The organism is Flavobacterium sp. EDS (assembly GCF_020991525.1).
In the GTDB taxonomy this organism is placed as follows: domain Bacteria; phylum Bacteroidota; class Bacteroidia; order Flavobacteriales; family Flavobacteriaceae; genus Flavobacterium.
This window is the reverse complement of the sequence record NZ_JAJMOZ010000002.1, coordinates 298,303-324,313: the sequence shown is the minus strand read 5'-3', so window position 1 is coordinate 324,313 and position 26,011 is coordinate 298,303. Positions and strand designations below refer to the sequence as shown.

General features: G+C 30.6%; 22 protein-coding genes. All 22 read right to left on the bottom strand.

Annotation, left to right across the window (positions count from 1 at the left end; genetic code table 11):
- Positions 1–26 precede the first annotated feature (26 nt).
- Entirely contained in the window at positions 27–1,010 is a 984-nt protein-coding gene (locus LPB87_RS04575) for a hypothetical protein (protein ID WP_230605088.1), read from the bottom strand.
- 51 nt (positions 1,011–1,061) lie between these two features.
- Complete coding sequence (locus tag LPB87_RS04570; RefSeq protein WP_230605087.1) at positions 1,062–2,600, bottom strand: lipopolysaccharide biosynthesis protein; 1,539 nt, start codon at positions 2,598–2,600, stop codon at positions 1,062–1,064.
- Positions 2,597–3,757: a hypothetical protein gene (locus tag LPB87_RS04565; RefSeq protein WP_230605086.1), complete on the bottom strand. Its 1,161-nt coding sequence runs from the start codon at positions 3,755–3,757 to the stop codon at positions 2,597–2,599. The genes LPB87_RS04570 and LPB87_RS04565 overlap by 4 nt, the downstream gene beginning before the upstream one ends.
- A 229-nt stretch (positions 3,758–3,986) precedes the next feature.
- Complete coding sequence (locus LPB87_RS04560) at positions 3,987–4,676, bottom strand: acylneuraminate cytidylyltransferase family protein (RefSeq protein WP_230605085.1); 690 nt, start codon at positions 4,674–4,676, stop codon at positions 3,987–3,989.
- Positions 4,677–4,678: 2 nt separating this feature from the next.
- The gene (locus LPB87_RS04555) at positions 4,679–5,725 is read right to left on the bottom strand and encodes a nucleotidyltransferase family protein (RefSeq protein WP_230605084.1); all 1,047 of its coding nucleotides are present in this window, start codon (positions 5,723–5,725) and stop codon (positions 4,679–4,681) included.
- A 21-nt stretch (positions 5,726–5,746) separates the two neighbouring features.
- Positions 5,747–6,877: a UDP-N-acetylglucosamine 2-epimerase gene (neuC, locus tag LPB87_RS04550; protein ID WP_230605083.1), complete on the bottom strand. Its 1,131-nt coding sequence runs from the start codon at positions 6,875–6,877 to the stop codon at positions 5,747–5,749.
- A complete protein-coding gene (neuB, locus tag LPB87_RS04545; protein ID WP_230605082.1) occupies positions 6,868–7,902 on the bottom strand; it encodes an N-acetylneuraminate synthase in 1,035 nt (344 codons plus the stop codon). Before neuB ends, neuC begins: the two co-directional genes overlap by 10 nt.
- Positions 7,889–8,431 carry an acyltransferase gene (locus LPB87_RS04540; RefSeq protein WP_230605081.1) on the bottom strand — a complete coding sequence of 181 codons (543 nt, stop codon included), beginning with the start codon at positions 8,429–8,431 and terminating at the stop codon, positions 7,889–7,891. Before LPB87_RS04540 ends, neuB begins: the two co-directional genes overlap by 14 nt.
- Positions 8,432–9,277, bottom strand: coding sequence for an NAD(P)-dependent oxidoreductase (locus LPB87_RS04535; RefSeq protein WP_230605080.1), 846 nt, complete (start codon positions 9,275–9,277; stop codon positions 8,432–8,434).
- A 3-nt stretch (positions 9,278–9,280) separates the two neighbouring features.
- Positions 9,281–10,267, bottom strand: a complete 987-nt coding sequence (locus tag LPB87_RS04530) for an ATP-grasp domain-containing protein (protein WP_230605079.1) — start codon at positions 10,265–10,267, stop codon at positions 9,281–9,283.
- A gap of 6 nt (positions 10,268–10,273) precedes the next feature.
- Positions 10,274–10,906 carry a metallophosphoesterase family protein gene (locus LPB87_RS04525; protein WP_230605078.1) on the bottom strand — a complete coding sequence of 211 codons (633 nt, stop codon included), beginning with the start codon at positions 10,904–10,906 and terminating at the stop codon, positions 10,274–10,276.
- Positions 10,903–12,054, bottom strand: a complete 1,152-nt coding sequence (locus LPB87_RS04520) for a LegC family aminotransferase (RefSeq protein ID WP_230605077.1) — start codon at positions 12,052–12,054, stop codon at positions 10,903–10,905. Before LPB87_RS04520 ends, LPB87_RS04525 begins: the two co-directional genes overlap by 4 nt.
- Before the next feature lie 2 nt (positions 12,055–12,056).
- Positions 12,057–13,244: a UDP-N-acetylglucosamine 4,6-dehydratase gene (locus tag LPB87_RS04515; RefSeq protein WP_230605076.1), complete on the bottom strand. Its 1,188-nt coding sequence runs from the start codon at positions 13,242–13,244 to the stop codon at positions 12,057–12,059.
- A gap of 37 nt (positions 13,245–13,281) precedes the next feature.
- Positions 13,282–14,352, bottom strand: a complete 1,071-nt coding sequence (locus LPB87_RS04510; protein ID WP_230605075.1) for a Wzz/FepE/Etk N-terminal domain-containing protein — start codon at positions 14,350–14,352, stop codon at positions 13,282–13,284.
- Positions 14,353–14,367: 15 nt separating this feature from the next.
- Positions 14,368–16,806: an SLBB domain-containing protein gene (locus tag LPB87_RS04505; RefSeq protein WP_230605074.1), complete on the bottom strand. Its 2,439-nt coding sequence runs from the start codon at positions 16,804–16,806 to the stop codon at positions 14,368–14,370.
- Between the two features lie 70 nt (positions 16,807–16,876).
- On the bottom strand, positions 16,877–17,923 hold the full coding sequence (gene rfbB / locus LPB87_RS04500; protein ID WP_230605073.1) for a dTDP-glucose 4,6-dehydratase: 1,047 nt from the start codon (positions 17,921–17,923) through the stop codon (positions 16,877–16,879).
- Between the two features lie 8 nt (positions 17,924–17,931).
- Complete coding sequence (locus LPB87_RS04495; RefSeq protein WP_230605072.1) at positions 17,932–18,939, bottom strand: sugar phosphate nucleotidyltransferase; 1,008 nt, start codon at positions 18,937–18,939, stop codon at positions 17,932–17,934.
- Positions 18,940–18,980: 41 nt separating this feature from the next.
- Positions 18,981–20,264, bottom strand: coding sequence for a nucleotide sugar dehydrogenase (locus LPB87_RS04490; protein ID WP_230605071.1), 1,284 nt, complete (start codon positions 20,262–20,264; stop codon positions 18,981–18,983).
- A gap of 306 nt (positions 20,265–20,570) precedes the next feature.
- Complete coding sequence (locus tag LPB87_RS04485) at positions 20,571–21,035, bottom strand: UpxY family transcription antiterminator (protein WP_230605070.1); 465 nt, start codon at positions 21,033–21,035, stop codon at positions 20,571–20,573.
- Positions 21,036–21,102: 67 nt separating this feature from the next.
- The gene (locus LPB87_RS04480) at positions 21,103–22,494 is read right to left on the bottom strand and encodes a UDP-glucose 6-dehydrogenase (RefSeq protein WP_230605069.1); all 1,392 of its coding nucleotides are present in this window, start codon (positions 22,492–22,494) and stop codon (positions 21,103–21,105) included.
- Between the two features lie 54 nt (positions 22,495–22,548).
- Positions 22,549–23,529: an SDR family oxidoreductase gene (locus tag LPB87_RS04475; RefSeq protein WP_230605068.1), complete on the bottom strand. Its 981-nt coding sequence runs from the start codon at positions 23,527–23,529 to the stop codon at positions 22,549–22,551.
- A 26-nt stretch (positions 23,530–23,555) separates the two neighbouring features.
- Positions 23,556–26,003 carry a polysaccharide biosynthesis tyrosine autokinase gene (locus tag LPB87_RS04470; RefSeq protein WP_230605067.1) on the bottom strand — a complete coding sequence of 816 codons (2,448 nt, stop codon included), beginning with the start codon at positions 26,001–26,003 and terminating at the stop codon, positions 23,556–23,558.
- Positions 26,004–26,011 lie beyond the last annotated feature (8 nt).

Here is a 26,011-nt window from a genome sequence, read left to right as displayed (position 1 = left end):
TATAATTATAAAATTTTTGCTTTTAACTATTTTGGTTCAAAAACTGTCGATAACCAATTAAGCAGAGTGTATTTTGTTTTATTTAAGGTATCTTTTTTTTCAAGAAATTGCGCTATGTGGTCAAAATTTTCATTATTTAAAATCAAAATTTGTTCGTCTGAATAAAAAAACTCCTTTTCAAGCTGGCTATTATTAGTAATTAGCTTTTTGCCACCTTCAATAGTCTCTATACACCTTTGAGACAGACCTGTTTGTTTTATACTGCTTATATCTAAAATTGCCTTAGATTGAGCCCATAATTTCAAATATTCGTGTCTTTTTAAAGGAGAAAAAATAAAATACTTTAACTTCATTCTGTTTCCAGTCAAAAATTCTTTAATATATGTTTTAAAAGATATATACAGAACACCTTTTAATTTAAGTCCCCGATTTTCACAATATTCATTTAAATTGACTAAAATATTGTAACGCTCTGGTAAATAAGATGCAACAAAAAAAACATCATTTTTAATAATTCTTTTTTGCTCCTCAACCTCAGGGCTAAAGATATCATCCAAGTAAAAATTAGGTAGGTATTTTAATGTTTTATATACTTCTATATCTTTGCGTTCAAATGAAAAAGATAAATCAAATTTTTTTATTAGATGAGAAAAAGGGTTATTGATATGGGAATCCCATTGACACATAATCAAGGTTGCTTTAGGATTAGATTCTCGAAACATATCTAGAAATTCTATGCTCATCTTAAATCCTTTTATTACTAGGAGATAATCAAAATCAATATAAGAAGTTTTATTAAATATTTTTAAATAATGTTTAGCCTGAAATTGTTCTATACTGTTTTTGAAAAAATTATTTACAATTGAGAATTTAAGACCATAATTTCTTTCCGGATAAAAGTAAACTTCTGCACCTAAATCGAGCATCCCTTTTTCGATAATTTTATGATAATCATAAAATATTGGGGCTATAAATAATATTTTTTTTTCTTTTAGGTTAAGATCAGACATGATTTAATATCTAAAAATTTAGATTGATATAAAAAATTTAATACTCTTGTTTTAATTTTTAAAACTTCTTATAATTTTAGAAACTTGAACTCTCCATTTATTGGAAAACATGTATTGGATTCCAAATGAAATTATAATTAAAGCCCCTGCAACGCATGCTACGATTGCTAAATTTAACTTTGCTTTTTGATGTGGCAAAAAATCATTAATACTTAAACATGTTATAATCACAAAACAAATAGGAACCAACATAGGTTTAAAAATGTTCGCTAGTGAATCAATAAAAGTAACTTTAGTATATTTTAACATTAGGTAATAATATGAGAGAGCTGATAATACAAAGGCAGTCATTTTAAAAATCGCAAAAGCTTTTAATCCCCAAATATTAAAAGTTCCTAAAATCCCAATCCAAAAAACAAAAGGTAATAATGCACTAATTAAATACATGTCTTTGATTTTTTCTTTAGCCATCAATAAAATTCCTGTTGGATACGTAATAAATGCAAAGAGATTGCATAAAACTAAAAATCTCGCAATAACAACGGATTCTAAATAGTCAGAACCAACCCAAGACAATAGCAGTGGTTGCACCAGCATAGAAATAGTTACAATTGGTAAAACAATTAATGGAGCTAATATCGTAACAATTTGCAGAAAGAAAGATTCTAATCCGTCCTTGTCATTATTACCTATAAAATGATTGAATCTAGCGTTGAAAGGAGAAAAAAGAATACCCAGAATACTTCTAAAAAAAGATAAAATGGTTAAGCCTATAGCGTAAATAGCAACTTGTTTGGGACCTAATAATCTACCAATAACTATAGGATCTAACTCGTAATATAGTATCCACGCCAATGTCAAAAAAAAACTTGTAAACGCTAGATTTTTGACTCTAAAAAAAACCTCTTTTCTAAATCTTATAGATTTTAAAAGAAGTATAAAATTATAATTATATCGTTTTTTTATTATACAAATGGTAATTATTGAAGCTACTAAATTTACAATTTGTGTAAATCCAAAATATCCAACAATATCATATTTGTCACGACCAAAAAACCATAATACAGATAAAATTTTAAGAATACTTGCTATAATATTTGAACGTTGAATAATAAAATCCTCTAATCTGACGCCGCAAATCATTTGTAATATTCGCTGTAACAACGTTATTGGTGTAAATAGCGCTAAAATAAAGAATAATGATGAAGCAATAGATTTTGCCGGTCCGTCTATAAGTCCTTGTACTATTAATTCTGGATAGCAACTAAGGACAAAGAAACAAATAGTAAAGAAAATGAGGATTAGTAATAAAATAAAATTAGAAAAACCTATAACTTTAATTTCCTCCTCAATTTTTCCCCTTGCAAAACTTTCCGACGCGTACTTTTGTCCAGCACTGATAAAACCTAAATCAGCATAAGATAAAAAAATTGAAATTGAAATACATATGGTGTAGACTCCATAAATTACTGGATTAGCAGTAAGATAAGGGATGACTATAAACATCGAAAAAAAATTTAATATTAACGAAATTCCCTGCCAAAAATAAATTTTAATGTAATTCTTTGTATAAGAATCTTGTAGTATCATTCTGTTATGGTTTTAATAAACACATCCGAAGTTATTTTCGTTTCGCTTTCTTTGGATGTCAAATACTTATATTTATAATTTTCATATTTCTGAATATTAACGGTTGAACAATTAATATCTTCTAAAGCAAATTCATCTAAATTTATATAACTACTACCTAAAGTTTGAGAAAAAAAGGAAATAAAACGATCTCTTTGCGGCATAATTTTTTTCAAGATATTACTAGTCAATGAAATTATTGGTTTATCGTTTAAAATTGAAAAGCTTTGAGAAGTTGATAGATGGGCGATTGTAAATTCAGAAAATTTTGTCAATCTGGCTGTTTCATTAAAAATAATTTTCCTCCCATTAAAAGGATTCTCAATTGTATAGTTCTTCGCTTTCGGATGTGCAGCAATAACAACTTCTATTTTAAATTTCTCCTCTATAAAATCAAAAAAATCATTAATCCCCGTGTAATACAAAAAAGAATCAATAGTTTCCATTCCTATTAACTTATAATCTGGATGATGGGGTAAGTACTCATCCAAAAACAAACAGTATTTATTTCCTATTATGTTCTTAAAATTATTAGCCTCAATAAAAGCGTCATAATCATGCGAATTTACATTGATAACTTTAGAATTCATTTTATCGATATTAGCACCGCACCCAATTGACAACCATCCTAATTCACCAGCACTGAAAACAAAATCATAGCATTTAATCTTTTTTCTTTTCTTTTGAAAACCAGCGTATCGATTTTTAATAAAATTACAAAGGACTATTGGGTTCAATGCTTTTAAAATTTTTATTCTTAAAGGAGTAATGTCACCAGAAACTGGCAGTGCTCCTCTTGCAAAAAAAGAAATTTTACAGTTATACTTAGTAAGCAGACTAAACAACTTTATAACTCTGTATTCATAAGTTATATGAAGTACATATAAACAATCTATTTTTTTCTGATTTATTAATCTTAATTCTAATTCTTTAAAATCATTTACCTTTATAATATATTCTTCGTCTAAATGATCTACTAAAATATTTGGGAAATAAATATTTGACAAATCCCAATATTCAACTTCAAGACCACTTTCTATAACTTTACTAAAATAAAAATCTTGCTGTACTTTAACTGTTAATGGCTGATATCCAATATAAATTACTTTTCTTATCATTTAATTATTTTTTAGTCATACTGTTTAATTACATTGAATAATAATTAAACAGTATTATTATTCAACTTTTTTTATTATAACTTGAATACAAAAATTAATATTTTTTTTCTTTTATATAATTAGTTTTAAACAAGAATAGTTAATTATAAATAAACAAATTAAATAAAATTCTAAATACCTACCCTCGTAAAAAATCACCAAATAGACTAACCTTAATAAAATAAAAAAGTTAAGAAATATCTTTGTTTATAATGAACTCACATAATTTCCAATCAAACATAGTATCAATATCTATGCTGTCCATTTCAGTCATCACATATTTTATAGTTTTTTTGAATGAATCTAATCTCCCGTTCTTAAGAGATTTTATATTTATAATATATAAAGCTCCGTTAAATTCCCAAACAGGAGGACAATCCTGTCTCCTAGCAAAATTAGACTCCTTAGATTTAGATAAAAATCCATCTTGATCTTCTTCAAATAGAAGATAATATGGATTTGATTTAGTTTCTTTTACAGAAACTACCATGTCAACATTTTCAGAAAACAACTCCATTGCCTCTTCAATATGCTTATTTGTTCGAAAAGGTGAAGTCGGTTGTAATAATATTAAAGTATCTGCAAAATACCCTTGTCTTTCATAAAAATCTATTGCGTGCAACAAAACTTCATATGTACCTGCATTATCTGTAGCAAGATTTTCAGGGCGAAGAAAAGGGACCTTTAATCCTGTAGTATTTTCTACAACTTTTTTTATTTCCTGACTATCTGTTGTTACACAAATTATGGCGTTATCAAAAACTTTCTGTGCAACTTCAATTGTATAATTAATTAGAGGTTTTCCGTTTAAAAGTTTAATATTCTTTTTTGGAACTCCTTTACTTCCACCTCTAGCAGGAATTACGACTAATGGATTCATTTCTAAAATTTAACATTTTTGACATCTATATGTGCCTTTTCAAAATCTTCATGTTTTCCAATATCAAGCCAATATCCCGAAAATGGGAAGGAAATAACTTTTAATTTATTTTTAATTAATGACTCCATTAAATCAGTTGCATTGAAAAAAGTGTCTTTAGGAATATAATTAAGCATTTCTTTTTTTATTAAATAAATGCCGCCATTTGAGTAGTAGGTATAAATAGGTTTTTCTTTGAAACTTTTTACATTACCATTATCAGTTTCTAAAACAGCATATGGAATGTTTACCTGATAGGGAATTGTCAAAACCGCTAAATCCGCATCTTGTTTTATAAATTCGAGAAAAAATTGTTCATAATCTATATTCGTTAATAAATCGGAATTTGTTACAAGAATATAATTGTGCTCAAAATTTTTTATTCGCGATACTGCCCCTATAGTCCCTAAGGGTTCGTTTTCCCAAACGTACTCGATCTTAATGTTTTTGCTTTCTCCATTCCCAAAATGATTTTCAATCTGTTCTCCTAAATATTTTACCGATACCCAAAAATCATCAATTCCAAACAAAGACAACCTGTCTAAATTATGCTCCATTATAGGCTTATCTCCAACTTTTAAAAGTGGTTTTGGAGTTATGTCTGTGAGAGGCTGTAATCGCTGCCCTCTCCCACCTGCCATAATAACAGCATCAATTGGCAGATATGATTTTATAATTCTGAAGTTAATGACGTTCACTACTCTGTGATTTTCATCTAAAACTGGTACAATTCTAAAATGTCCTTCCCGATAAGCTATAATTTTATCTAAATTATTTTCACCTTTCGTAATGTATTTTGGATTTTTTTGTATGATTTCATCTACCAAATTTTCGATCGTTAAATCTTTAAGCAATCCCCTGCGCACATCTCCATCCGTAAGTGCCCCGATCAACTTATCATCTCTATCTACCACAAATAGAATAGCATCTTGTCCTAACCCATTTAACTGTAATAATGCCTCTTTTATTTTACTTCCAGAAAAAATCAAATGATCTTTATATATTCTCATAACGCTTATTCTTTTTTAAATTTATGAAATAGTTTTATGCGTTGTCTGATGATCATTACTAATCTTTTTTAAAACCTCATAAATTTTTATACGGGCATTACCGTCACCATATATATTTTTATTATTTAACTTAGGTAATTTTTGAATTTCTTCAATTGCCATAGAAATTTCTTTTTTGTCTATTTTACAATTTATCACATTATCACCCACTTCTCTTCCTAATTGTCTATTTCCAAGATTTATAACATATTTCGAAAAAGAAGCTGCCTCAACAATACCGCTGGAAGAATTCCCCAAAACTAAAATGCTATTTTTTAATGCAGTATAATAGCCCTTCGATCCCAATGATTCAATAAGACATATATTCTTATTCTTATCTGCAGCTCTGTGTAATGCTTTTCGAATTACCCCTCCCATTGTATCTGCATTTGGCATTGTTACTAAAACATTATACTTAATATCAATTAGTAAACTTTCAATAATTTGGGCATATCCTTTATTCATTTCATAGTCAACCGTTTCAGGATGAAATGTAAACAAGATAAAAGGTTGATCTAATTGAAAGTTAAATAACTCTTTAAACTCTTTTGAATTATAAAGCTTTGTGTCATTTACATTATCTATTGCTAAAGATCCTGTGTGGTAAATGTTTTTTGTTGAACCTATAATTTGCTTTACTCTTTCGGCATTTTTCAGAGTATTTGTAAAGTGAAATTTAGACATTACTGAGAGAGAGTGCCTATATACATTGTCGATGGCGCCTAAAGTTTCTTCCCCACCACTAATATGTGCGATTGGTATATTGAAAGGAATTGATGCTGAAATGGCTGCAAACATTTCGTATCTATCGCCTAGACAAAGAATCAAATCAAAATGATTATTAGACCAAAAATCTGCAAACTTTAAATGTGCATTCCCTATTGTTTTAACAATGTCAGCTGGTGTATCACCTTTTGGGATAACATCGATCTCTTTGAAAACATTATATCCTGAATCAATTATATCAGATATTGTATACCCATGTGCTTTTGAAAGATGAGTTCCAAATACAACTAAATTAGGATGAACATCCTTTTTTTTATCAAGTAAATTCAAGAGAGGTCTGTAAAATCCAAAATCAGCTCTTGAACTGGTTAATACTGCTACTTCCATTCAATATTATTAAAGTGCAGCTGTTGATCTTCTAAAAGATTTTCTTTTGTTAGACAACCAACAATTTCATAAATAAACTTTGGATCTATACCATTACCTGGCCTTTTAACTACTAAATCTTCCAGTGTAAGGATCTCACCTATACTAATATCTCTCGACAAATGAATACTTTTTCTTGCTATATTGATATTCTTCTTTTCTGAGTGTGTGGGCAATTTTATTCCAGTTCCCATTGCTTGCTCAATATTACGAATTGAAGCTACTAAATTTTTCAATTCATTAGGTTCAAGAGAAGCTTTATGATCTGGCCCATCTAATAAATTACTTATCGTAAAATGTTTCTCTATAACCCTTGCGCCCATCGCAACTGCTGCGACAGAAACCTCTATTCCCAAGGTATGATCTGAATAACCAATATTAACTCCAAAGGCATGTTTTATTGTTAGCATGGCATTTAAATTTACATCAGTCATTGGAGTAGGATATTCAGTATTGCAATGAAGTATTGTAATATTTTCTTTTTGTGTACCAGAATCTATCAAAATTGCCAAAGCATTTTCTATATCTCCCAAAGTTGACATTCCTGTAGAAAAAATTATCTCTTCATTAAATGAGCCAATCTTTTGAAGATATGGAACATTTGTAATTTCACCAGAAGGGACTTTCCATAATCCCATCTGCATAGTCCTCAAAAAATCGATGCTTTGCATGTCAAAAGGCGTAGAAAGAAACATAATAGCCTTCTCTTCACAATACAATTTTAATTCATCAAACTGATCAAAGCTTAACTGCAGTTTCTTGACCATCTCTAATTGACTCTCATTTTTACCTGTAGTTGATTTTTGATAATCAGCTTTTTCTGCATGTTTGGAAATTACATTTTCCGCAATAAAAGTCTGAAATTTAACTGCATCAACTTTGGCAACAACAGCAGCATCGATTAGTTCTTTAGCCAGTTTCATACTTCCATTATGATTAACACCTGCCTCAGCAATTATGAAAACCTTTTCTTTATTTACTACCATCTATTCTTTTTATTATTTTAGCAGGACAACCTCCAACGACTGTAAAATCAGGCACATCCTTGTTAACAACTGAATTCGCCGCAACTACACTATTTTTTCCTATCGTAACTCCAGGTAAAATAACCGAATTGATTCCTATCCAGCAACCACTCTTCAATCTTGTACTCGCAACGTTATAGCCTTGATTCTTTATTGGCTTATTGACATCCTGAAAATTATGTGTACTACTGTAAATGGCGACATTGGGACCAAGCAAAACATTATCCTCAATATAAATAATTGATCCTTTATCTCCGGGTAAGTTTCCTAATGTAGTTCCATTCGGTATAATTACGTTATTACCTATCATTACATTTTTTGTTCCAATAATAGTACAATAAGGTCTAATTTCAGAGTTCTCCCCTATTTTCCCCATTTTACGTTTTTGAAACCAAAGTCTAGACGTTTTAAAAAACAATAGCCAATGTGTTAAATACATATCTGGGCCTATCTTGGGATAAAAGAGAATGAATTTAAGATGCTTAATCATTTAAATAATATTAATATCAATTACTGATTTAATTTTTGTTGTATCTAAAACAAATTGATTCATATTTCCAACATCCTTCAAAACAATTTTACTGTTAGAATTTCCTTTTTCCAAAATTATTCTTTCAGCCAATGTTAAAACTGAAATACATTCGTCAGCTAAATTAAATGTATCTGAGAAGGGATTTTGAATAAAAAAATGGAAATATTTTATTAAATTTTCTATTTTAATTAAATTTAATAAACGTATTCCGTTACCATATAAAGTAATTGAGTTTTTCTCTATCAGCTCTTTTTCTAATACAGGTATTAACCTTGTACTGTCCATATCTTCACCATATATTATTCCGGCTCTTAAATGAAGAATTGAAGTACTGACATTTGAAAGCATGAAATTCAAAATTACTTCACTGTTAAACTTAGATAGTCCATAAAAGCAATCGTTATTTTTTGATGGATCAGGAATAGCTAATTCGTTAAAAACACCATCAACATTTGGATATACCGAAGAACTGGATAAATTCACTAGAAATTTTACATTAATACTTTTTATGGCCAGTGCTATGCTTTTCGCGATTTGTGTATTAGTATTTAATACTTCATTATTATGTAAGTTATGTGCACTAGCTGTTTGCGATGCTAAATGAATTACCATAATCTCATCTCCTTGAGCAGCTTCTTGAAAGGCGTTAATTGTTGCTCCCTCATTTTTTAAATCAACTTTTACACAATTTTCAAATGAAGAATCACCACTATTATAAAATCCAATGACATTATATTTATGAGTCAAAGACTTAAATAAATTTTTACCAACAAAACCGTTCACTCCAGTAATAAAAATTTTCATTTTTTATTTTTTTGCTATAAAAAATTCATCGTAATAACGTACAACTGTTCCTTCATTTAAATTAAATTCAATTTCCTTATTAAACAGCAGTAAATTAATAATATATTCAATTTCTTTGTAGCCGAACAAAGAACGTATATATGTTGTCCCAGAATGACGGGAATTAATCTCAAATATTTTAGGTAAGCCATTTTCATCTAATCTTAGTTGAAAATTACATGCACCAAAAGGCTTAAGGCACTCTGTAACTTCTTTTAAATATGTTGTTATTATCTCCGGAAAATCATTCATATAATGAGATATAAATGTATTTCCTTCTTTTAGACTTCGTCGTAATACTATTATTTTTTTTAGTTCATTGTTTAAATAAATAGTACCGCATGTAAATTCATCTGAGTCATTACCAACGCATTCCTGAATAACTGGACTCCTTACTTCATCTATAACGTTTAATAAATGATTTTTGTCTTTCACTTTATGAACTCCTACGCTTCTTGCCCCTTTTCTTGGTTTAACTATTACTGGGTAGGTTAGCTTATCGTAATCTAATTCTTCAGGTAAATAAGATTGCGGATGAAGAAGGCCATGATTCTTTAAAAATTCATATGTAAGGAATTTGTCATCTGCAATTTCAACTACCTCAGGTGAGCTAACCAAAACAACAGCTCCGGTTGCTCTTTCAATTTCTTCTTTATGATTGGCGAAAATAGGTAATTCAAAATCAACGCCTACAAATAGAAGTTTAATTTCTCTTTCAATGATTACTTTAACAATAACATCAAGCCATTCCCGATGCGTTACTCCATGTTTTAAAATATCCGGTAGCAAATACTTCTCTTCTATCCAAAAACTTCCTACAGTATCTTTAAAATAGTCAAATCCAATTATATTAATTTCATCGTTTAAATCTGATCTCTGAATTGATTTAATAACAGCTTGCCCGATTAAACTTCCAATTCCGGTAACTGCGATATTTATTTTATTTGTCATATATAATTAATTTCTTTTAGACAATATGTATTCAATACATATATCTGGATACTTTTTGGCTTGCATTTCGTTTATTAATTTGTCAGCAGAATATGCTTTTTTAATTAATTCTATTACATCACTTTCCGTATCCCACACAACATAGTTAATTTCATCAATGTTTAATCTGTTTTGACCAACACTACCGACATTCACTAAACGATAATTCTGAGCCATCTTACTAAACATGCGATGTGAATGACCTATAAATGTATTACTACCTATTTCTACTTCTGTATCAGGGAATATATAACTATCATTTAAAGTATGTGTAAATTCAAAACCATCAAAAGAAAAATTTTTAAGGTAAGTACTAATTTTTTCTTTTCTGTCAAACGATGGATAACAATGTTCAAAAAAAGTTTTAGCGACTATATTCTTGCCAGGATAAATTCCGGAAATAAAAGCTTCCTCATGATTTCCTATAATTTGCACTTTATTTTCAATACTATCTAATAAATCTACGCATTCATTACTCCATGGTCCATAATTGACTACATCACCCAATGAAACAACTAAATCTGCTGTTTTTTCTTGTCCTAATACATATTCTAAGGATGGAAGGTTGCCGTGAACATCACTTAATATTAATACTCTCATTTAACTGATCTAACACTACTAGGTATATTTACAATTCGTTCTTCTAAAAATTCGGCATTAATCTGTTTGTCTCTTTGACAATTTGCATACATAGGTAAACGATACATTAATTGCCATATAGGTCGAGTCATTACTCCACTAGCATTAGTACTTTCTAAAAACAAATCTCGTTCAACTTTATTTTCTAACTCTACACACATCAGCCAATAATTTGCTTTAGTTTCTGGTGTTTCTGTTCTAAATTTTATCCCGTTAGTCGCAAAAAAAGATTTATATTCTTTTGCTAATATCCTTTTGTTTTCTATAAAGTAATTCAGCTGTTCCAATTGTGCACAAGCTAAGGCAGCATTCAGATTTGGCATTCTAAAATTATACCCCATTTCATCATGAACATACTCATAAGGGTGCGGAATTTTGGCAGTAGTAGTTAGATACTTCCCTTTCTCTCCTAATTTAAAATCATTAGTAACTATAGCACCTCCTCCTCCGCTTGTTACTATTTTATTTCCATTAAATGAAAAAGCCCCCAATTTTCCAAAACTACCTGTTGGTTTGCCTTTATATTCGCTTCCTAATGATTCAGCGGCATCTTCAAGCACAGGAATTTTCCAAGTATCACAAATTGCGATTAACTCATCTACATGTACTGGAAATCCAAATGTATGCATTGGTAAACAAGCACTTATTCTTTTTCCAGTCTTTTTATTATAACAACCATCTTCCCTTAAATCTCCAAATTCTTCGAGAAATAAAGCAACTGCTTTAGGCGATAAGCCCATTGTATCTAAATCAATATCCAGAAAAATAGGGGTTGCATTTTGATATGCAATAGCGTTGGCTGTTGCAACAAATGTCAAAGCTTGCGTAAGTACTTCATCTCCTTCTTTCACGCCTATTAAACGTAGAGCTACTTGAATTGCAGCTGTTCCGTTAACAACTGCTACAGCTTTTTGCGTTTGAGTGATGCTTTGCATCATTATTTCAAATTGATCTACATAAGCACCTACAGAAGATACAAACGTAGAATCAATTGTTTCTATTAAATATTTTTTTTCGTTTCCACCAAAATGAGGGACATGCAACGGAATAAAATTATCCGTTTTATATTGTGCTTTAATAAATGAAATAACTGAATTAAAATCTGACATAATTACATTTTTGAATCTAAATATTTTCCTGTTTCTTTATGCCCAAAGTTAGGTATCATATCATGGAATAAACTAACTATTTCATCTTTACTCCAAAGTAAATTTTCTTTCATTTCATTTATCCGTTTAGTAAAACTCTCTAACTTTATGTTATTAAAATTAGCATCATTTTTGATAATCCCAAGATTATCAAAACGATCCATATCTAAAATTTCCTTAGCTGTAAAAAATTCTTCAAAATCTTTCTCACCAGTTGTATCACTTCCAGTAAATAAGCATGGCCATTTTTTTTGTTTAATCAATTCTTCTACTCTATTTCTAGCTTCTTCTTCAGAATCACATAAATAAGGTTCATATCCAATTTCGGCTAAATACTTTACTGCAATATCTGCAAAGGAAATCAAATCCAAATTCTCATTTAATTTAGGAAAAAATATATCTCTATTATCTCCAAAAATACAAGACATTAAACAAAGCTCTCCTGATTCTTTAGGAGTCACGAAATAACGTTTAATATCATTCGGCGCTACAATAGGTTGCCTTTTAATTATTCTTTGATTAAAGCCATGTAGTAAAGAACCATCTGAAAAAGCAACATTAGCAAATCGAGCAGTGGAAATCTCTATTTCAAGACTTTTACGCATTAAATACATTTCCATGATTCTCTTAGAGGCTCCCATCATGTTTACAGGGTTTGCAGCTTTGTCTGTTGAAACACAAAAATACTTTTTAGTACCTTTTTTGATTGATTGTTGTAATGTTTTCTCAGTATTAAAAACATTTACATCTATCATTCTCATTAATGTAAAGGGATCTTTTTCACTTCTTACATGCTTCAACGCAGATAAATTTAACACATAATCATAGTTTCCATCAGATTCTATAAAGGCATCATACTCTATTGATCCAATATCCAAAGCAAAAGTTTGAAAATCACCTTCTATATAACCATAAGAACTTCTTAAATCTCTTACAAGCTCTACCATATTGTTTTCACTAATATCAACAACATGTAATTTTAATGGATTGCGTTTAAAAATCTCTTTAGTAACAGCTTGACCAATTGAACCTGCTCCTCCTATAACTAAAAAACTCGAACCTTGAACCCTATCTTTTAATTCATTTTCATAAGCTAAAATATCATTGTTAAATATTTCTGTATCTCTACCAATCAGTTTAAGAATATTCATTATTAATGTGCTTAAAATATTATTACTTTCAAAATAATTAAATGGATAATTCTTTTATAATTTTTCTGGCTATTAACCCAAAAACCATTAATAAACTAGCTAAAAAACCACCAATTATGACCCCTTTCCCTTTGCCGAAATAATCTTTAGATAAAGGCAAAATAGGCCTGTCAATTATTTGAATTAAAGGGGTTTCCTTACGTAATGTTACTTTAGCTAATTCAGATTGTTTAACCAGTTCTGTTAATATAGCTGTATTAGCCTGTACATCTACTTGCCTTCTTGCAGAAGGCGCTCTACGAACGTTCATCGCTGGATTTAAATTAAAAGTGTTATCATTTGCAACTGCAACACCAGTAATTGCACCATTAAGTTCCCTACGAATAGAGTCAGTTTGCCTTTGCAAAATAGCCATATTCATTCTCGCCTTTTTACTCTTAGTATCTATATAAAAATCAGACACTTCTTTTGCCAATGCTTCACAAAAATATTTAGCAAATAGTTCATTCCTAGAGGACATATCTATTGAAATGATTGATATTTTTTTATCTTTCTGACCAACAACTAATCCTCCTTTTGATACGTCTTGATAAATTGATCCTAAGAGACTGTCATGAACCCGTGTGAAATATTTACGATTTGCATTAGACAAAAAATGAATATTAGCTAGTTTCGGTTTTTCTTTCCAGTTGTCTCTAAACTTATTAATATCAATATACATTTCAGCCAAAGAAATTTCTTTGCCTTTATAATTTACAGAAGTTAATAAAGTTTGCTCTACCATTCTACGAGATTTAAGCAACTCTTTCAAATTTGACCCTGTAAAAATGCTTCCACCTCCACCTCCAAGATCTAAACCTAAAGAGCCTGCTAAACCTAAGGCACTGCCTAAACCTCCTCCTGATTTTTCTTCTTCTAAAGCAAATGTCAAAGTAGCTGTATAAATAGGTTTTTTTATCAAAGAATATACGATACCCAAAGATGCTCCAATTATCCCTGCTAAGACAATAATTTTCCACTGTGATAACAGATAAAAATACCACTCCTTTGCTTTTACTACTAATTCTTTTAACGAAATTTCATCGTCTTGAATTGATGTTTTATCCATTTTTAAAACTTATTATTATTTAAAAGCAGTAATAATTAATAATGCTAAACTGGAAATGACACTACCAATACCAACCCATTCTCCCGTTGTCATCTTTTTTACTACTGGTCTTTCAGGAACTACAATCTGAGAATCTGGAGTTACCTTGGGATATGATCTAAAGAATAAGAAAGAACTTGCTACAGCCGCTTTACCATTTGGATAAATTATATAGGCTTTTTTCTTCCATCCCATATTATCAACACCTCCAACAGCATTTAAGTAATATTTAAAACTTTTTCCACTTCTATAGGGTATTTCCGAAGTCAACAGAACATTTCCTGTTACTTTTACACCTTCGTTGTAAGTAGCAACTTCTATTTCATCCCCAGGGAATAAAGTAACATTTGAATAGTGATTTTTATCTTTTACAATTCTTTCCCAATCCACAGGAATAGTTGCATATTTCAGTTCGTCTTTTAATTTTTTGACTAATTGTTTCTCCTTTAAAGAATCACCATTTCTCAAATTTAAATCAATACTTTCTAATTTCTCTATTTGTTCTTCTTTAATAGGTCTTTTTATTTTCATCCCATCCAAGTTAGCAATAGAAGTTAATCCTCCGGCACGCATTACAATATTATATACAGTTTCTTTTTTGTTAGCTAAAACATACTTACCAGGATAGGAAATTGCACCACTTATTTTAACCATTTCAGGCTTTTCATAAACAGCCATTCTTCGTATGTTAATAACATCAAAAGGCATTAATGCGAAATTTTTAATTTGTTCATTATTACCACCATTAATTTCTAACTCAAATATTTCTATTCGTTTTGGGTCTGCATCATTAATCGCATCAGATTTTTTCATTCTTGCAATCTCTACCCGTTTTGATGCTGAACCTGTTAAACCACCAACTTCAACAACCAAATCATTTAATGTTAAATTTTCATAAAACTCGTACTCACCTGGGTTTTTAACTTCTCCATCAATCGTAACTTTGTATTCTTCTCTAAAATCCAAAATAGAATATACTGTTACAATATCTTCTCTTTTCAATAACACATCAGAGTTTAAATCACCTGATAGCGCTTTTGCTAAATCAACATTTACAATTTCCGTAGTTAAATCAGACTTTAAACGAATAATCCTGGCTCGTTTTGTATAAGCATCCTCTTTTAAACCTTCTGCTCTTGTTATTAACTCAGATATACGCATTCCTTCTGTAAAAGAATAAAAATTTGGTCTAAAGACTGCTCCTTCAACTTGAATACGATTTTCAAATCGATTTAATATTTTTGCCACTTTTACAACATCCCCTGATTGTGGTTGGTATATGTTAAATTCACTTTCATTAACATCATGAACTTTCAACTCTTTACCCGTTTTCTGTAAAATATTTACAGAAGCCGTATAAGCAAATTCATTAAAACCTGATGCAAAAGATAATAAATCGGTAAAAGTCTCCCCTTTTTTCATCTCAAAAATCCCGGGACGTTTTACCTCTCCTGTTACCGTTACTCGCATGCTGTAAGCTGGAATTCGAATAACATCATTTTCTTTCAAGCCAACATTATCTGATTGATCTCCTTTTACTAAAAACTTATATATATCTATATTTTTATAAACTCTGTTATTACGAATCAATTCAATATTCCTATAGCTACCATTTTTTCCTGGTCCACCTGCTGAATGCAAAGCATTATATACTGTCGCCAAAGAAGACACCGAATAATTACCAGGTTGTTTTCCTCCAACAATAGTAATTTTGATTGTTCGTATCTGAGCTAAACTAACACTTACCTGCGATTGACCTGATCGAACTGTACTATATACCTTTGCAATAGCTGCTTTAATTTTTTGTGTAGCTACTTCGATCGTCATTCCCGATACTGCAATTTGACCGACATATTGTATCGTAATCTTTCCTTCAACACTTACAGGAACATTCGCGTCAAATTCCTGAACACCATAAACACTAATTTGTAATTCATCCCCAGGCCCTAAAATATAATTCATTGGCGTTGCCAATTTCAAATCAGGCTCAAAATTCAATTTAGGATTATCAAATAACTCGGAACCAAAGATTAAAGCATTTATAGAATCTTTTATTTTATCATTAACAATCTCTTCTTGCTTCCTTCCAAACTCAATCTTTTTATTTTTATCCTTAGAATCTTCATCCTTTGAATCCTTCTTTTTGGTATCTTTTCTAGAAGCTTCTTCCAATCTTGTTTTCAATTTAGAAAACTCCGATTTACTCATTCCTTTTGATAGAATTGCTTCCTCTGCATCGTCTATAGTAAGATCTTTAGCTTCTAATTGATTTTTGATTTTGTTAATATCACTATCAGATAAATAATCGACCTTAACAGTACTTAAGTCTTTAGACTTTAAAATATCCTGAGCTGTCATATTTAATGACACCAAAAGAGTAAAAAATAATATGAGTACTGCCGTTATCTTTTTCATATAGTTTATTTTAATAAAATTCATTTAGACAATTCCTAATTCAATATGCTGAATTAAAAATTACAAATATTTAAGAATATTGTTTTTTATAATAATCTTTATAAGTTCCAGAAGTCACATTTTGCAGCCACTGTTCGTTATTCAAATACCAATTTATAGTTTTTTCTAATCCCTCTTCAAAAGTTACCGAAGGCTTCCAACCTAATTCGGTATTAATTTTTGAAGCATCAATTGCGTAACGCAAATCATGTCCTGGTCTATCTTTTACGTAAGTTATTAACTCTTGAGAAGTCCCTTTATCTCTTCCTAATTTCTCATCCATGATTTGACACAATAATTTAACCAAATCAATATTCTTCCATTCATTAAAACCTCCAATATTGTACGTTTCATGATTTTTCCCCTCATGAAACACTAAATCAATTGCAATAGCATGATCCTCTACAAATAACCAATCACGCGTATAATTACCATCTCCATATACTGGCAATGGCTTATTATTGATGATATTATTAATAAAAAGTGGTATTAATTTTTCAGGAAAGTGATAGGATCCATAGTTATTAGAACAATTCGTTAAGACATAAGGCAAGCCATATGTTTCACCATATGCACGTACAAAATGATCAGAACTTGCTTTTGAAGCTGAATAAGGGGAATTAGGATCATACGCTGTTTTTTCAGTAAATAATCCTTCGGCTCCAAGTGATCCATAAACCTCATCGGTACTAATATGATAAAATCTCTTCCCTTCTTGATTATTCTTCCATTGATTTTTTGCAGCATTAAGCAAATTCATCGTTCCAATGACATTCGTCTTAACAAATGAAAGTGGATCTTCTATTGAGCGATCTACATGAGATTCAGCTGCCAAATGCAAAACTCCTTCAAAATCATTTTCAGAAAAAAGTTTATCTATAAAAGATTCATCAACTATATCTCCTTTAACAAAGGTATAATTTGGTTTATCTTCAATATCTTTTATATTTTCTAGGTTACCCGCATAAGTTAATGCATCTAGATTAAAAATATGATATTCTGGATATTTATTCACAAAACGTCTTACTACGTGCGATCCAATAAATCCAGCTCCTCCTGTTATAAGTATTTTTTTCATTTTAATCATTAATTCAATAATTCCGAATTTTGGCGCTCTAATTCGACATACAAATCTTTTACATCTTGTGAATTTTCCTTTTGCAAAATCAAATTAGCTGTATCTGTGTGCACAAAAATAGTGTTTTTTAATCCCAAAAATGTTGTATGTTTATCAGAACCAATTACCATATTCCCACTTTTATCAACATGGTGTCCTTTTGATATTAAATAATCATACACCGATTCAAAAGATCCTAAATCAGACCAAGTAAAAGATGCTGGAACTACTTTGATCTTTTTACTACGTTCCATAACGGCATAATCAATACTTATTGAAGGAATATCTAGTGATAAGTCTAAATCTAAATTACCATTTTTATTATTCTCCCAAACTCTTTTAGCGTTCTCGTATACTTCTGGCTGATATGCTTTTAATTCATCTAATAAAACACCCGATTTGAAACAGAACATGCCACTGTTCCATAAAAAGTTACCTTGTGCAATAAAACTTTTCGCTGTAACACTATTAGGCTTTTCTCGAAAAGAAATCACATCATCACCTCTCGATTCTATATATCCATAACCTGTTTCTGGCTTCGTTGGTACGATTCCAAATGTTACAATGTATCCTTCTTCTGCCTTAGTAATAGCTTTTTTTATTGCTTGATTATACTGCCCCATTTCGTCAATAATATGATCAGAAGGTGTTACAATCAATATATCTTCAGGTTGAGAAGCAAACGCTGCAAATGCAATAGCCGCGGCTGTATTTCGGGGAGTTGATTCAACTATACTAATATAATCTTTCTCTAACTTTTTCATTACCTTTTCACTAAGGTGACAATTATCCACATTACCGACAACCATGACTTTATCAGCCAAATTGGCATTTCTTTCCACTGTCATTTCAAACAATGATTTTTCTTCAAATATTTCTAAATACTGTTTAGGCATACTTTTACGGGAAAGTGGCCATAATCTGCTACCTACCCCACCTGTTAAAACAACATGTATTATTGAATTCTCTTTATTCATATTCTATTTTTTACTGCAGTGAAGCACAAAAACACTTCATTTTACAGTCTATTATCTGCAATATCTCCTAATATTCCTTTTACATCATACAACAAGCTATTCTCTTTTTGTAGTTCTGAAAAATTTAAATTCAAAAAATCCGCATGTGCTACTCCTAGAACAACTGCATCAAATTTTTGATTAGGTATTATGTTGATGATATCTAATTTATATTCTTTATATACTTCTTCTAAACTTGCTAATGGGTCAAATATTGTAACTGTAATACCATATTCTTTCAAAGCATTTATTAAATCTACAATTTTGGTATTACGCACATCAGGACAATTTTCTTTAAATGTGATTCCGAGCATTAAAATATTAGCTCCATTTACATAAATTCCTTTTTTTAGCATAAGCTTGACCACTTGAGAAGCAATATACTCTCCCATGCTGTCATTTAAACGACGTCCTGCCAAAATAATTTCAGGGTGATATCCAAATTCCTGAGCTCTTTGTGCTAAATAATAAGGATCAACACCAATGCAATGGCCTCCAACTAATCCTGGCTTGAACGGCAGAAAATTCCATTTTGTTCCTGCAGCCTCTAAAACAGCCTGAGTATCAATGTCCATTAAATTGAATATTTTAGCTAACTCATTTACAAATGCAATATTAATATCTCTCTGTGAATTCTCAATAACCTTAGCTGCCTCTGCAATTTTTATTGTCGGTGCTAAATGTGTTCCTGCAGTAATAACCGTTTTATATAATTCATCAACTTTCTTTCCTATTTCAGGTGTTGAACCTGAGGTAACTTTCAGAATTTTCTCAACCGTATGCTCTTTATCTCCTGGATTAATTCGCTCCGGTGAATATCCTGCGTAAAAATCAACATTATATTTCAATCCAGATATTCTTTCCAGAACGGGAACACACTCTTCTTCAGTGACTCCAGGATAAACAGTAGATTCATAAATAACTATATCCCCTTTTTTTAAAACCGAAGCAATACTCTCACTTGATTTATATAAAGGAGTTAAATCTGGTCTATTATTCTTATCAACTGGAGTTGGAACTGTTACTATATAATAATTACAATCTTTTATATCCTCCATTTTTGAAGTACAAAACAAGCCAACTGCATCCCCTGTTTTGTCAAGTAAAACTTTTTGCAAAGTTTCATCATCTACTTCAAATGTTGTATCGGAACCTGATCGCAATGAACTTACCCTTGACTGATTAATATCAAAACCAACAACAGAATATTTTGTAGCAAATAATCTCGCTAACGGCAATCCAACATAACCCAAGCCTATAATTGCTATTTTTACGTTTTTTTCCATATATTTCTAGTTGTATTTCATCTTTATAATCATTTATTCCCACAGCTTCGCTTATCCAAGTCACATTTTGACCTAGATAACCGAACATACACTTTTGGCAAATATACCATAATAAGACTATTAATTCAACAGCAAAAACTACTGAAACAATAAAAAATAAATTATTAAGTAGCTAAAAAAACACAATCGACTAAAAGTCAACATAAAAATATTCCTAACTCAAACACAAGGCATAAAAAAATCACTAAAACTAGTGATTCTTTTTTATGCAAATTATTACAGATACCTCGCACTTATCTTGTTAATTTATTTATATTTTATTTTTAACACACAACCTAATGACTCCAAAACTAATGTATAATGAGTATTAGATATTTCCCGAACTATTGCATCCTGGCTACTAAAAGCTCCTGAATCCAACTTTATTTTATCTCCTATCTTAAATGGAGCTACTGAAATTTCGCTAATCACAGGAGATTCTATGCTACTTTTAATAATCCTGATTTCTTCATCACGAACAATTGCCGGTTTACCCAACCAAAATAAATAACGAATAACTCCAGGAGTTTGAAACACTAAATTTCTATCCAAGTCTTCTAATTGAACAAAAACATAAGAATTAAACAAAGGCATTTCTACCTTTTTTTTCCTATCCGACCATTGTCTTATTTGAATAATCAACGGGCAATAACACTTTATCCCTATTTTATTTAATTGATCCGCAACTTTTTTTTCCCATCTGGGTTTCGTATAAACTACATACCAATTCATTATTATTTATTTTGTTATGAATTTTATCTACTAACATCAATACAACAGCACCTGATTCATTACAATATCATGACCCAATACCCAGATATACAAATCCAATTTTCTTTAGCTCTTCTTTATCTAATATATTTCTTCCATCAAAAACAAAAGCTGGTTTTTGCATTGAATTATAGATTCTCTCCCAATCATATTTTACAAACTCATCCCACTCAGTCAAAATAGCAATCGCATGAGCTCCATTACAAGCTTCATAAGCATTTTCAAAAGTAGTAACTGCTTTAGTATTCTCTTCTAAGTTTCTAGTTTCTAAATAATTTAAGTCATTTAGCATCTTTTCCCTAGAGACTTTAGGATCGTAAACAGCAATTTTAGCTTGTTCATTAATCAAATCATCAGCTACATAAATCGCTGCTGACTCACGCGTATCATTTGTATCTTTTTTAAAAGCCCAACCTAAGAATGTTATTTTTTTACCTGAAACAGTATTATATAGTGTCTGAACAATTTTATTAGAGAACCTTCTCTTCTGATGGTCATTCATAATAATCACTTGCTCCCAATAATCGGCTACTTCATTTAATCCATATGATTTTGCAATATAAACTAGATTTAAAATATCTTTTTGAAAACATGATCCTCCAAATCCAACAGAAGCTTTAAGAAATTTAGAACCAATTCTTGTATCCATTCCAATTGCTCTTGCCACTTCATCAACATCAGCTCCAGTCTTCTCACACAATTCAGACATGGCATTGATTGAAGATATTCTTTGAGCCAAAAATGCATTTGCAGTCAACTTTGATAGCTCTGATGACCAAACATTTGTCGTTAGAATTCTATCTGACGGCACCCAATTCGAATACACTTCTACAAGAGCATCTATTGCTTCTTTACCTTCTGATGTAGCATCGCCACCAATTAATATTCGATCTGGATTTAACAAATCTGTTACTGCCGTACCTTCGGCTAAAAACTCAGGATTTGATAAAATTTGAAATTGAACTCCATTTCCTGTATTGTCCAAAATACTTTTAATAGCTTCGGCTGTACGTACTGGCAATGTCGATTTTTCGACTACAATTTTATTATCTTTTGCAATCTTGGCAATTTGTCTTGCACACAATTCTATATACTTTAAATCTGCTGCCATTCCTTTCCCTTTTCCATAGGTCTTGGTAGGCGTATTTACAGATATAAAGATAATTTGAGCCTCATCTATAGCTTTTTCAACATCTGTAGAAAAGAATAAGTTTCGCCCCCTAGCTTCAGCTACAATTTTATCTAGACCAGGTTCATAAATTGGTATATTATCGGTATTCTCATCATTCCATGCCTTGATTCTTTCTTCATTTAAATCAACTACTGTAACTTGTATATGCGGACATTTTTGTGCTATAACTGCCATAGTTGGTCCGCCTACATAACCTGCACCAATACAACAAATCTTTGTGATTTTCATCTAACTAAATTTACAAATATTTTTATTCTATTTTTTATTCTATTTTAAAGAAAACTATTCCTTTAAGTTAGTCCAATACCAACTTACAGCTTCTTTCAATCCTTCTTGTAATGAATATTTAGGATCATATTCTAATAATCTTTTTGCCTTATCTATACTTGCTAAAGAATGCGGGATGTCTCCTGCTCTAGTTGGCCCATAGGTTATTTCTATAGACGCAATTTTAGCATCATTTTCGGATAAATATTTTTTTAAATAACCAACTAAGTCATTTAGGGTATTTCTATCTCCATATGCAGTATTATAAACTGTATTAACCGCTTCTGGATTCTTAGTCGTAATGGCCAAAGCATTCATTTGAATCACATTATCAATATAAGTAAAATCACGCGAAAAATTCCCATCCCCATTAATAACTGGGCTTTCGTAATTCATTAATTGCATTACAAATTTAGGAATCACCGCTGCATAAGCTCCTTTCGGATCTTGTTTTCTTCCAAAAACATTAAAATAACGCAATCCAATTGTTTCCAACCCATAAGTTCTGCTAAAGATCTCAGCATATAACTCATTTACATATTTTGTAATAGCATAAGGTGACAATGGTTTCCCTATTACTTCTTCTACCTTTGGCAATCCTTCTGAATCACCGTAAGTAGAGGAGCTTGCTGCATAAATAAATCGTTTTACTTTAGCATCTCTTGAAGCTACAAGCATGTTTAAAAATCCCGAAACATTAACGTCATTCGTTGTAATTGGGTCATTTATGGATCTTGGAACTGAACCCAAAGCTGCCTCATGTAAAACATAATCAACTCCTTGAACCGCTAAGATACAATCAGCTATATTTCGAATATCTCCTTCTATTAATTTGAAATTTTTATTCGCAACAAAATCTTTTAAATTATGTCGATGACCTGTCGAAAAATTATCCAAACAAATAACTTTATGCCCTTGTCCTAAAAAATATTCACAGAGATTAGAGCCTATAAACCCAGCTCCTCCAGTAATTAATATCGTGTTTTGTGATTCCATAATTAATACTTTATAATGACTCGATATTATTTTTTATTGAATTTATTAAAAATCGTTTTTAATAAACTTACTTTTTTTGATTCCTCATGATATCCATTAGAATAACTTCCGTAACCGTATCCATATCCATAAGTTGCTCCGTATTTGGCTTTATTCTCAAATCCATTCAAAACAATACTTGCATTTGTGAGTTCTCCTCTTTTAATTCTATTATTCAACAACGTTATCATATCTTTTTTGGTATAATTTTGTCTCACAATATACAAAGTTACATCACTATATTGTACCAATTCTAAAGAATCTGAAACAAGTCCAACTGGAGGTGTATCTAAAATTATATAGTCGTATTTTTCCTTTAACTGACTCATGAATTCTTTCATTGTTTCTCCTAAAATCAATTCAGAGGGATTTGGAGGAATTGGTCCTGAAAAAATAACATCCAAATACGGAATTTTAGTTGTATTTGTAATTTCTGCTAAGTTTTTCTCCTTAATCAAATAATTAACTACTCCCACTTCATTAGTCAATTCAAATTCTTCTGCTAGCCTAGGCTTTCTTAAATCTAAACCAACAATAACTGTTCTTTTTTCACTTAATGCAAATACGGTAGCTATATTAATAGAACAAAACGTTTTGCCTTCACCACTTATCGATGAAGTTATCATTAATGTCTTTGCTCCATCAACTTGCTGTTTTTTATATAAAAACTGTAAAGAAGATCGAATTGATCTAAACGACTCAGACAAAGCAGATTTAGGCTTATCAAACACAGCTAAATTCGTAGCCTCATTATTTACTCCCACCACTCCAATTAATGGAATTTGTGTTTGCCTACTAACATCTTCTATATTCTGGATCGAGTTATTAACGAATAAAATAATACAAATTAATAATAACGGAATTAGTATCCCTAAGAACAATGCTAAAACATAATTAACTGATGTCTTAGGCCCAATCAATCCACCTCCGACATCTTTGGCTGGATCTATAAAATGAATATCCGACAAATTAGCAGCTTTAACTATATCAGCCTCGCTTCTTTTTTGGAGAAATGTACTATAAACATTATCGCTTAAATCATATTTTCTCTTAATTTTTAACAATTCTTGTTGCTCTTCTGGTAATTTTTTTATTGTACTTTCTGTCTGTCCAATTTTACTATTTACCATTGCCAAATCATATTGTAGAGAAGACTTTGCCGAAGCAATATTTTCTAACAATACATTCTTGACAGCCATCATTTGATTATCGAAATCTTTAAAAATCTTATCACTTTTTACTGCATACGCCATTTCTGATCTTTGTGCAGAAAGCGATATTAATTTAGAAACATTTACAACAATATTTGGATCTTCAATTCCAGCAACTGATGGCGCAGGCAACCTAGAATAATCAACACTGTTTTTCAAATATGCATTTAACGAATTATAATATGCTATTTTACGAGTAACCTTATCTTTTTCGACATCAAAGTCCATAATTTTGTCCGAAAACTTACTTCCTCCTTCTTCTATATTATAAACATTTTTGCCTTTTCTAAATGTCTTTAATTCATCTCCTGTCTGCTTTAACTGAGCCTCCATTGCTACAAGTGTACTATCGATGAAATTAATTGTATTTGTTGCAAATTGATTTTTACTATCAAGTTGAATCTTTATTAGCATTTTTACAGTCGAATTTAAATATTCAACCATTCGTGCTTTATTGGTTCCTTGCATTCCTAATGTAATTATCGAACTTCCTCCTTCGTCAGATCTTACACTTATACCACGGTATTGCGCAACCGTTCCATCAAAATCATTAAATCGCACAAAATATTCTTTGCCTTTATAAAAACCAGGATTATCATTTATTTGCAATTTCCAGTTTAAGAAGGGCAACGAAACTTGTTCTCCAACTTTATACTTCTTTACAAAATCTCCTATCTCTACAGCCGTGCTACTATATGAATTATTAGCATAAGTGATTAATGAAACTGAATTATTCTCAAAAGGAATTCTAATTTCATATTCATTAGCATCTAAAAACTTAATACTAATTAATGCCGCTGCTAATTGTCCTTTCGATTTATCTATAGCAACAAAAAAAGGGACAACTCCATAAGAGTCTACCATATTATACTTGCCTTGTTCTAGATAATCGATATAATATTGCAACTTATCAACAACTCGCTCATTGTGAGATCTTGATTGTAACACTGTGATTGTATTACTTATTTGATCGGAAGTTCCTCCCCAATTAAATACTAAACTTGTATTTGAAGTAAAGAATGGATTATTTTCTTCTTTTATGGAAATCAAAGTTTCCATTCCATATATTTTTTCTTTACGAATATTTACCTGATAAGCAATTGCAAAGGAAATTATTAAACTCAATAAAAACCATTTCCAGTATCCCCCAATTTTCAACAAAAAACCTTTAAAATCAAAATCTGATTGATTGTCAAAAATCGAAAAATCTTTTATGTCTAACATTTTGTAGG

What these genes read in the sequence shown, in the direction of transcription:
- LPB87_RS04530 (WP_230605079.1), bottom strand. Translation starts at nt 10,267, where the DNA reads ATGACAAATAAAATAAATATCGCAGTTACCGGAATTGGAAGTTTAATC.
- LPB87_RS04485 (WP_230605070.1), bottom strand. Translation starts at nt 21,035, where the DNA reads ATGAATTGGTATGTAGTTTATACGAAACCCAGATGGGAAAAAAAAGTT.
- LPB87_RS04560 (WP_230605085.1), bottom strand. Translation starts at nt 4,676, where the DNA reads ATGAATCCATTAGTCGTAATTCCTGCTAGAGGTGGAAGTAAAGGAGTT.
- LPB87_RS04470 (WP_230605067.1), bottom strand. Translation starts at nt 26,003, where the DNA reads ATGTTAGACATAAAAGATTTTTCGATTTTTGACAATCAATCAGATTTT.
- rfbB (WP_230605073.1), bottom strand. Translation starts at nt 17,923, where the DNA reads ATGAAAAAAATACTTATAACAGGAGGAGCTGGATTTATTGGATCGCAC.
- LPB87_RS04475 (WP_230605068.1), bottom strand. Translation starts at nt 23,529, where the DNA reads ATGGAATCACAAAACACGATATTAATTACTGGAGGAGCTGGGTTTATA.
- LPB87_RS04565 (WP_230605086.1), bottom strand. Translation starts at nt 3,757, where the DNA reads ATGATAAGAAAAGTAATTTATATTGGATATCAGCCATTAACAGTTAAA.
- LPB87_RS04510 (WP_230605075.1), bottom strand. Translation starts at nt 14,352, where the DNA reads ATGGATAAAACATCAATTCAAGACGATGAAATTTCGTTAAAAGAATTA.
- LPB87_RS04480 (WP_230605069.1), bottom strand. Translation starts at nt 22,494, where the DNA reads ATGAAAATCACAAAGATTTGTTGTATTGGTGCAGGTTATGTAGGCGGA.
- LPB87_RS04570 (WP_230605087.1), bottom strand. Translation starts at nt 2,600, where the DNA reads ATGATACTACAAGATTCTTATACAAAGAATTACATTAAAATTTATTTT.
- LPB87_RS04490 (WP_230605071.1), bottom strand. Translation starts at nt 20,264, where the DNA reads ATGGAAAAAAACGTAAAAATAGCAATTATAGGCTTGGGTTATGTTGGA.
- LPB87_RS04520 (WP_230605077.1), bottom strand. Translation starts at nt 12,054, where the DNA reads ATGTCAGATTTTAATTCAGTTATTTCATTTATTAAAGCACAATATAAA.
- LPB87_RS04575 (WP_230605088.1), bottom strand. Translation starts at nt 1,010, where the DNA reads ATGTCTGATCTTAACCTAAAAGAAAAAAAAATATTATTTATAGCCCCA.
- LPB87_RS04535 (WP_230605080.1), bottom strand. Translation starts at nt 9,277, where the DNA reads ATGAAAATTTTTATTACTGGAGTGAACGGTTTTGTTGGTAAAAATTTA.
- neuB (WP_230605082.1), bottom strand. Translation starts at nt 7,902, where the DNA reads ATGGTAGTAAATAAAGAAAAGGTTTTCATAATTGCTGAGGCAGGTGTT.
- LPB87_RS04555 (WP_230605084.1), bottom strand. Translation starts at nt 5,725, where the DNA reads ATGAGAATATATAAAGATCATTTGATTTTTTCTGGAAGTAAAATAAAA.
- LPB87_RS04495 (WP_230605072.1), bottom strand. Translation starts at nt 18,939, where the DNA reads ATGAATAAAGAGAATTCAATAATACATGTTGTTTTAACAGGTGGGGTA.
- LPB87_RS04540 (WP_230605081.1), bottom strand. Translation starts at nt 8,431, where the DNA reads ATGATTAAGCATCTTAAATTCATTCTCTTTTATCCCAAGATAGGCCCA.
- neuC (WP_230605083.1), bottom strand. Translation starts at nt 6,877, where the DNA reads ATGGAAGTAGCAGTATTAACCAGTTCAAGAGCTGATTTTGGATTTTAC.
- LPB87_RS04525 (WP_230605078.1), bottom strand. Translation starts at nt 10,906, where the DNA reads ATGAGAGTATTAATATTAAGTGATGTTCACGGCAACCTTCCATCCTTA.
- LPB87_RS04505 (WP_230605074.1), bottom strand. Translation starts at nt 16,806, where the DNA reads ATGAAAAAGATAACGGCAGTACTCATATTATTTTTTACTCTTTTGGTG.
- LPB87_RS04515 (WP_230605076.1), bottom strand. Translation starts at nt 13,244, where the DNA reads ATGAATATTCTTAAACTGATTGGTAGAGATACAGAAATATTTAACAAT.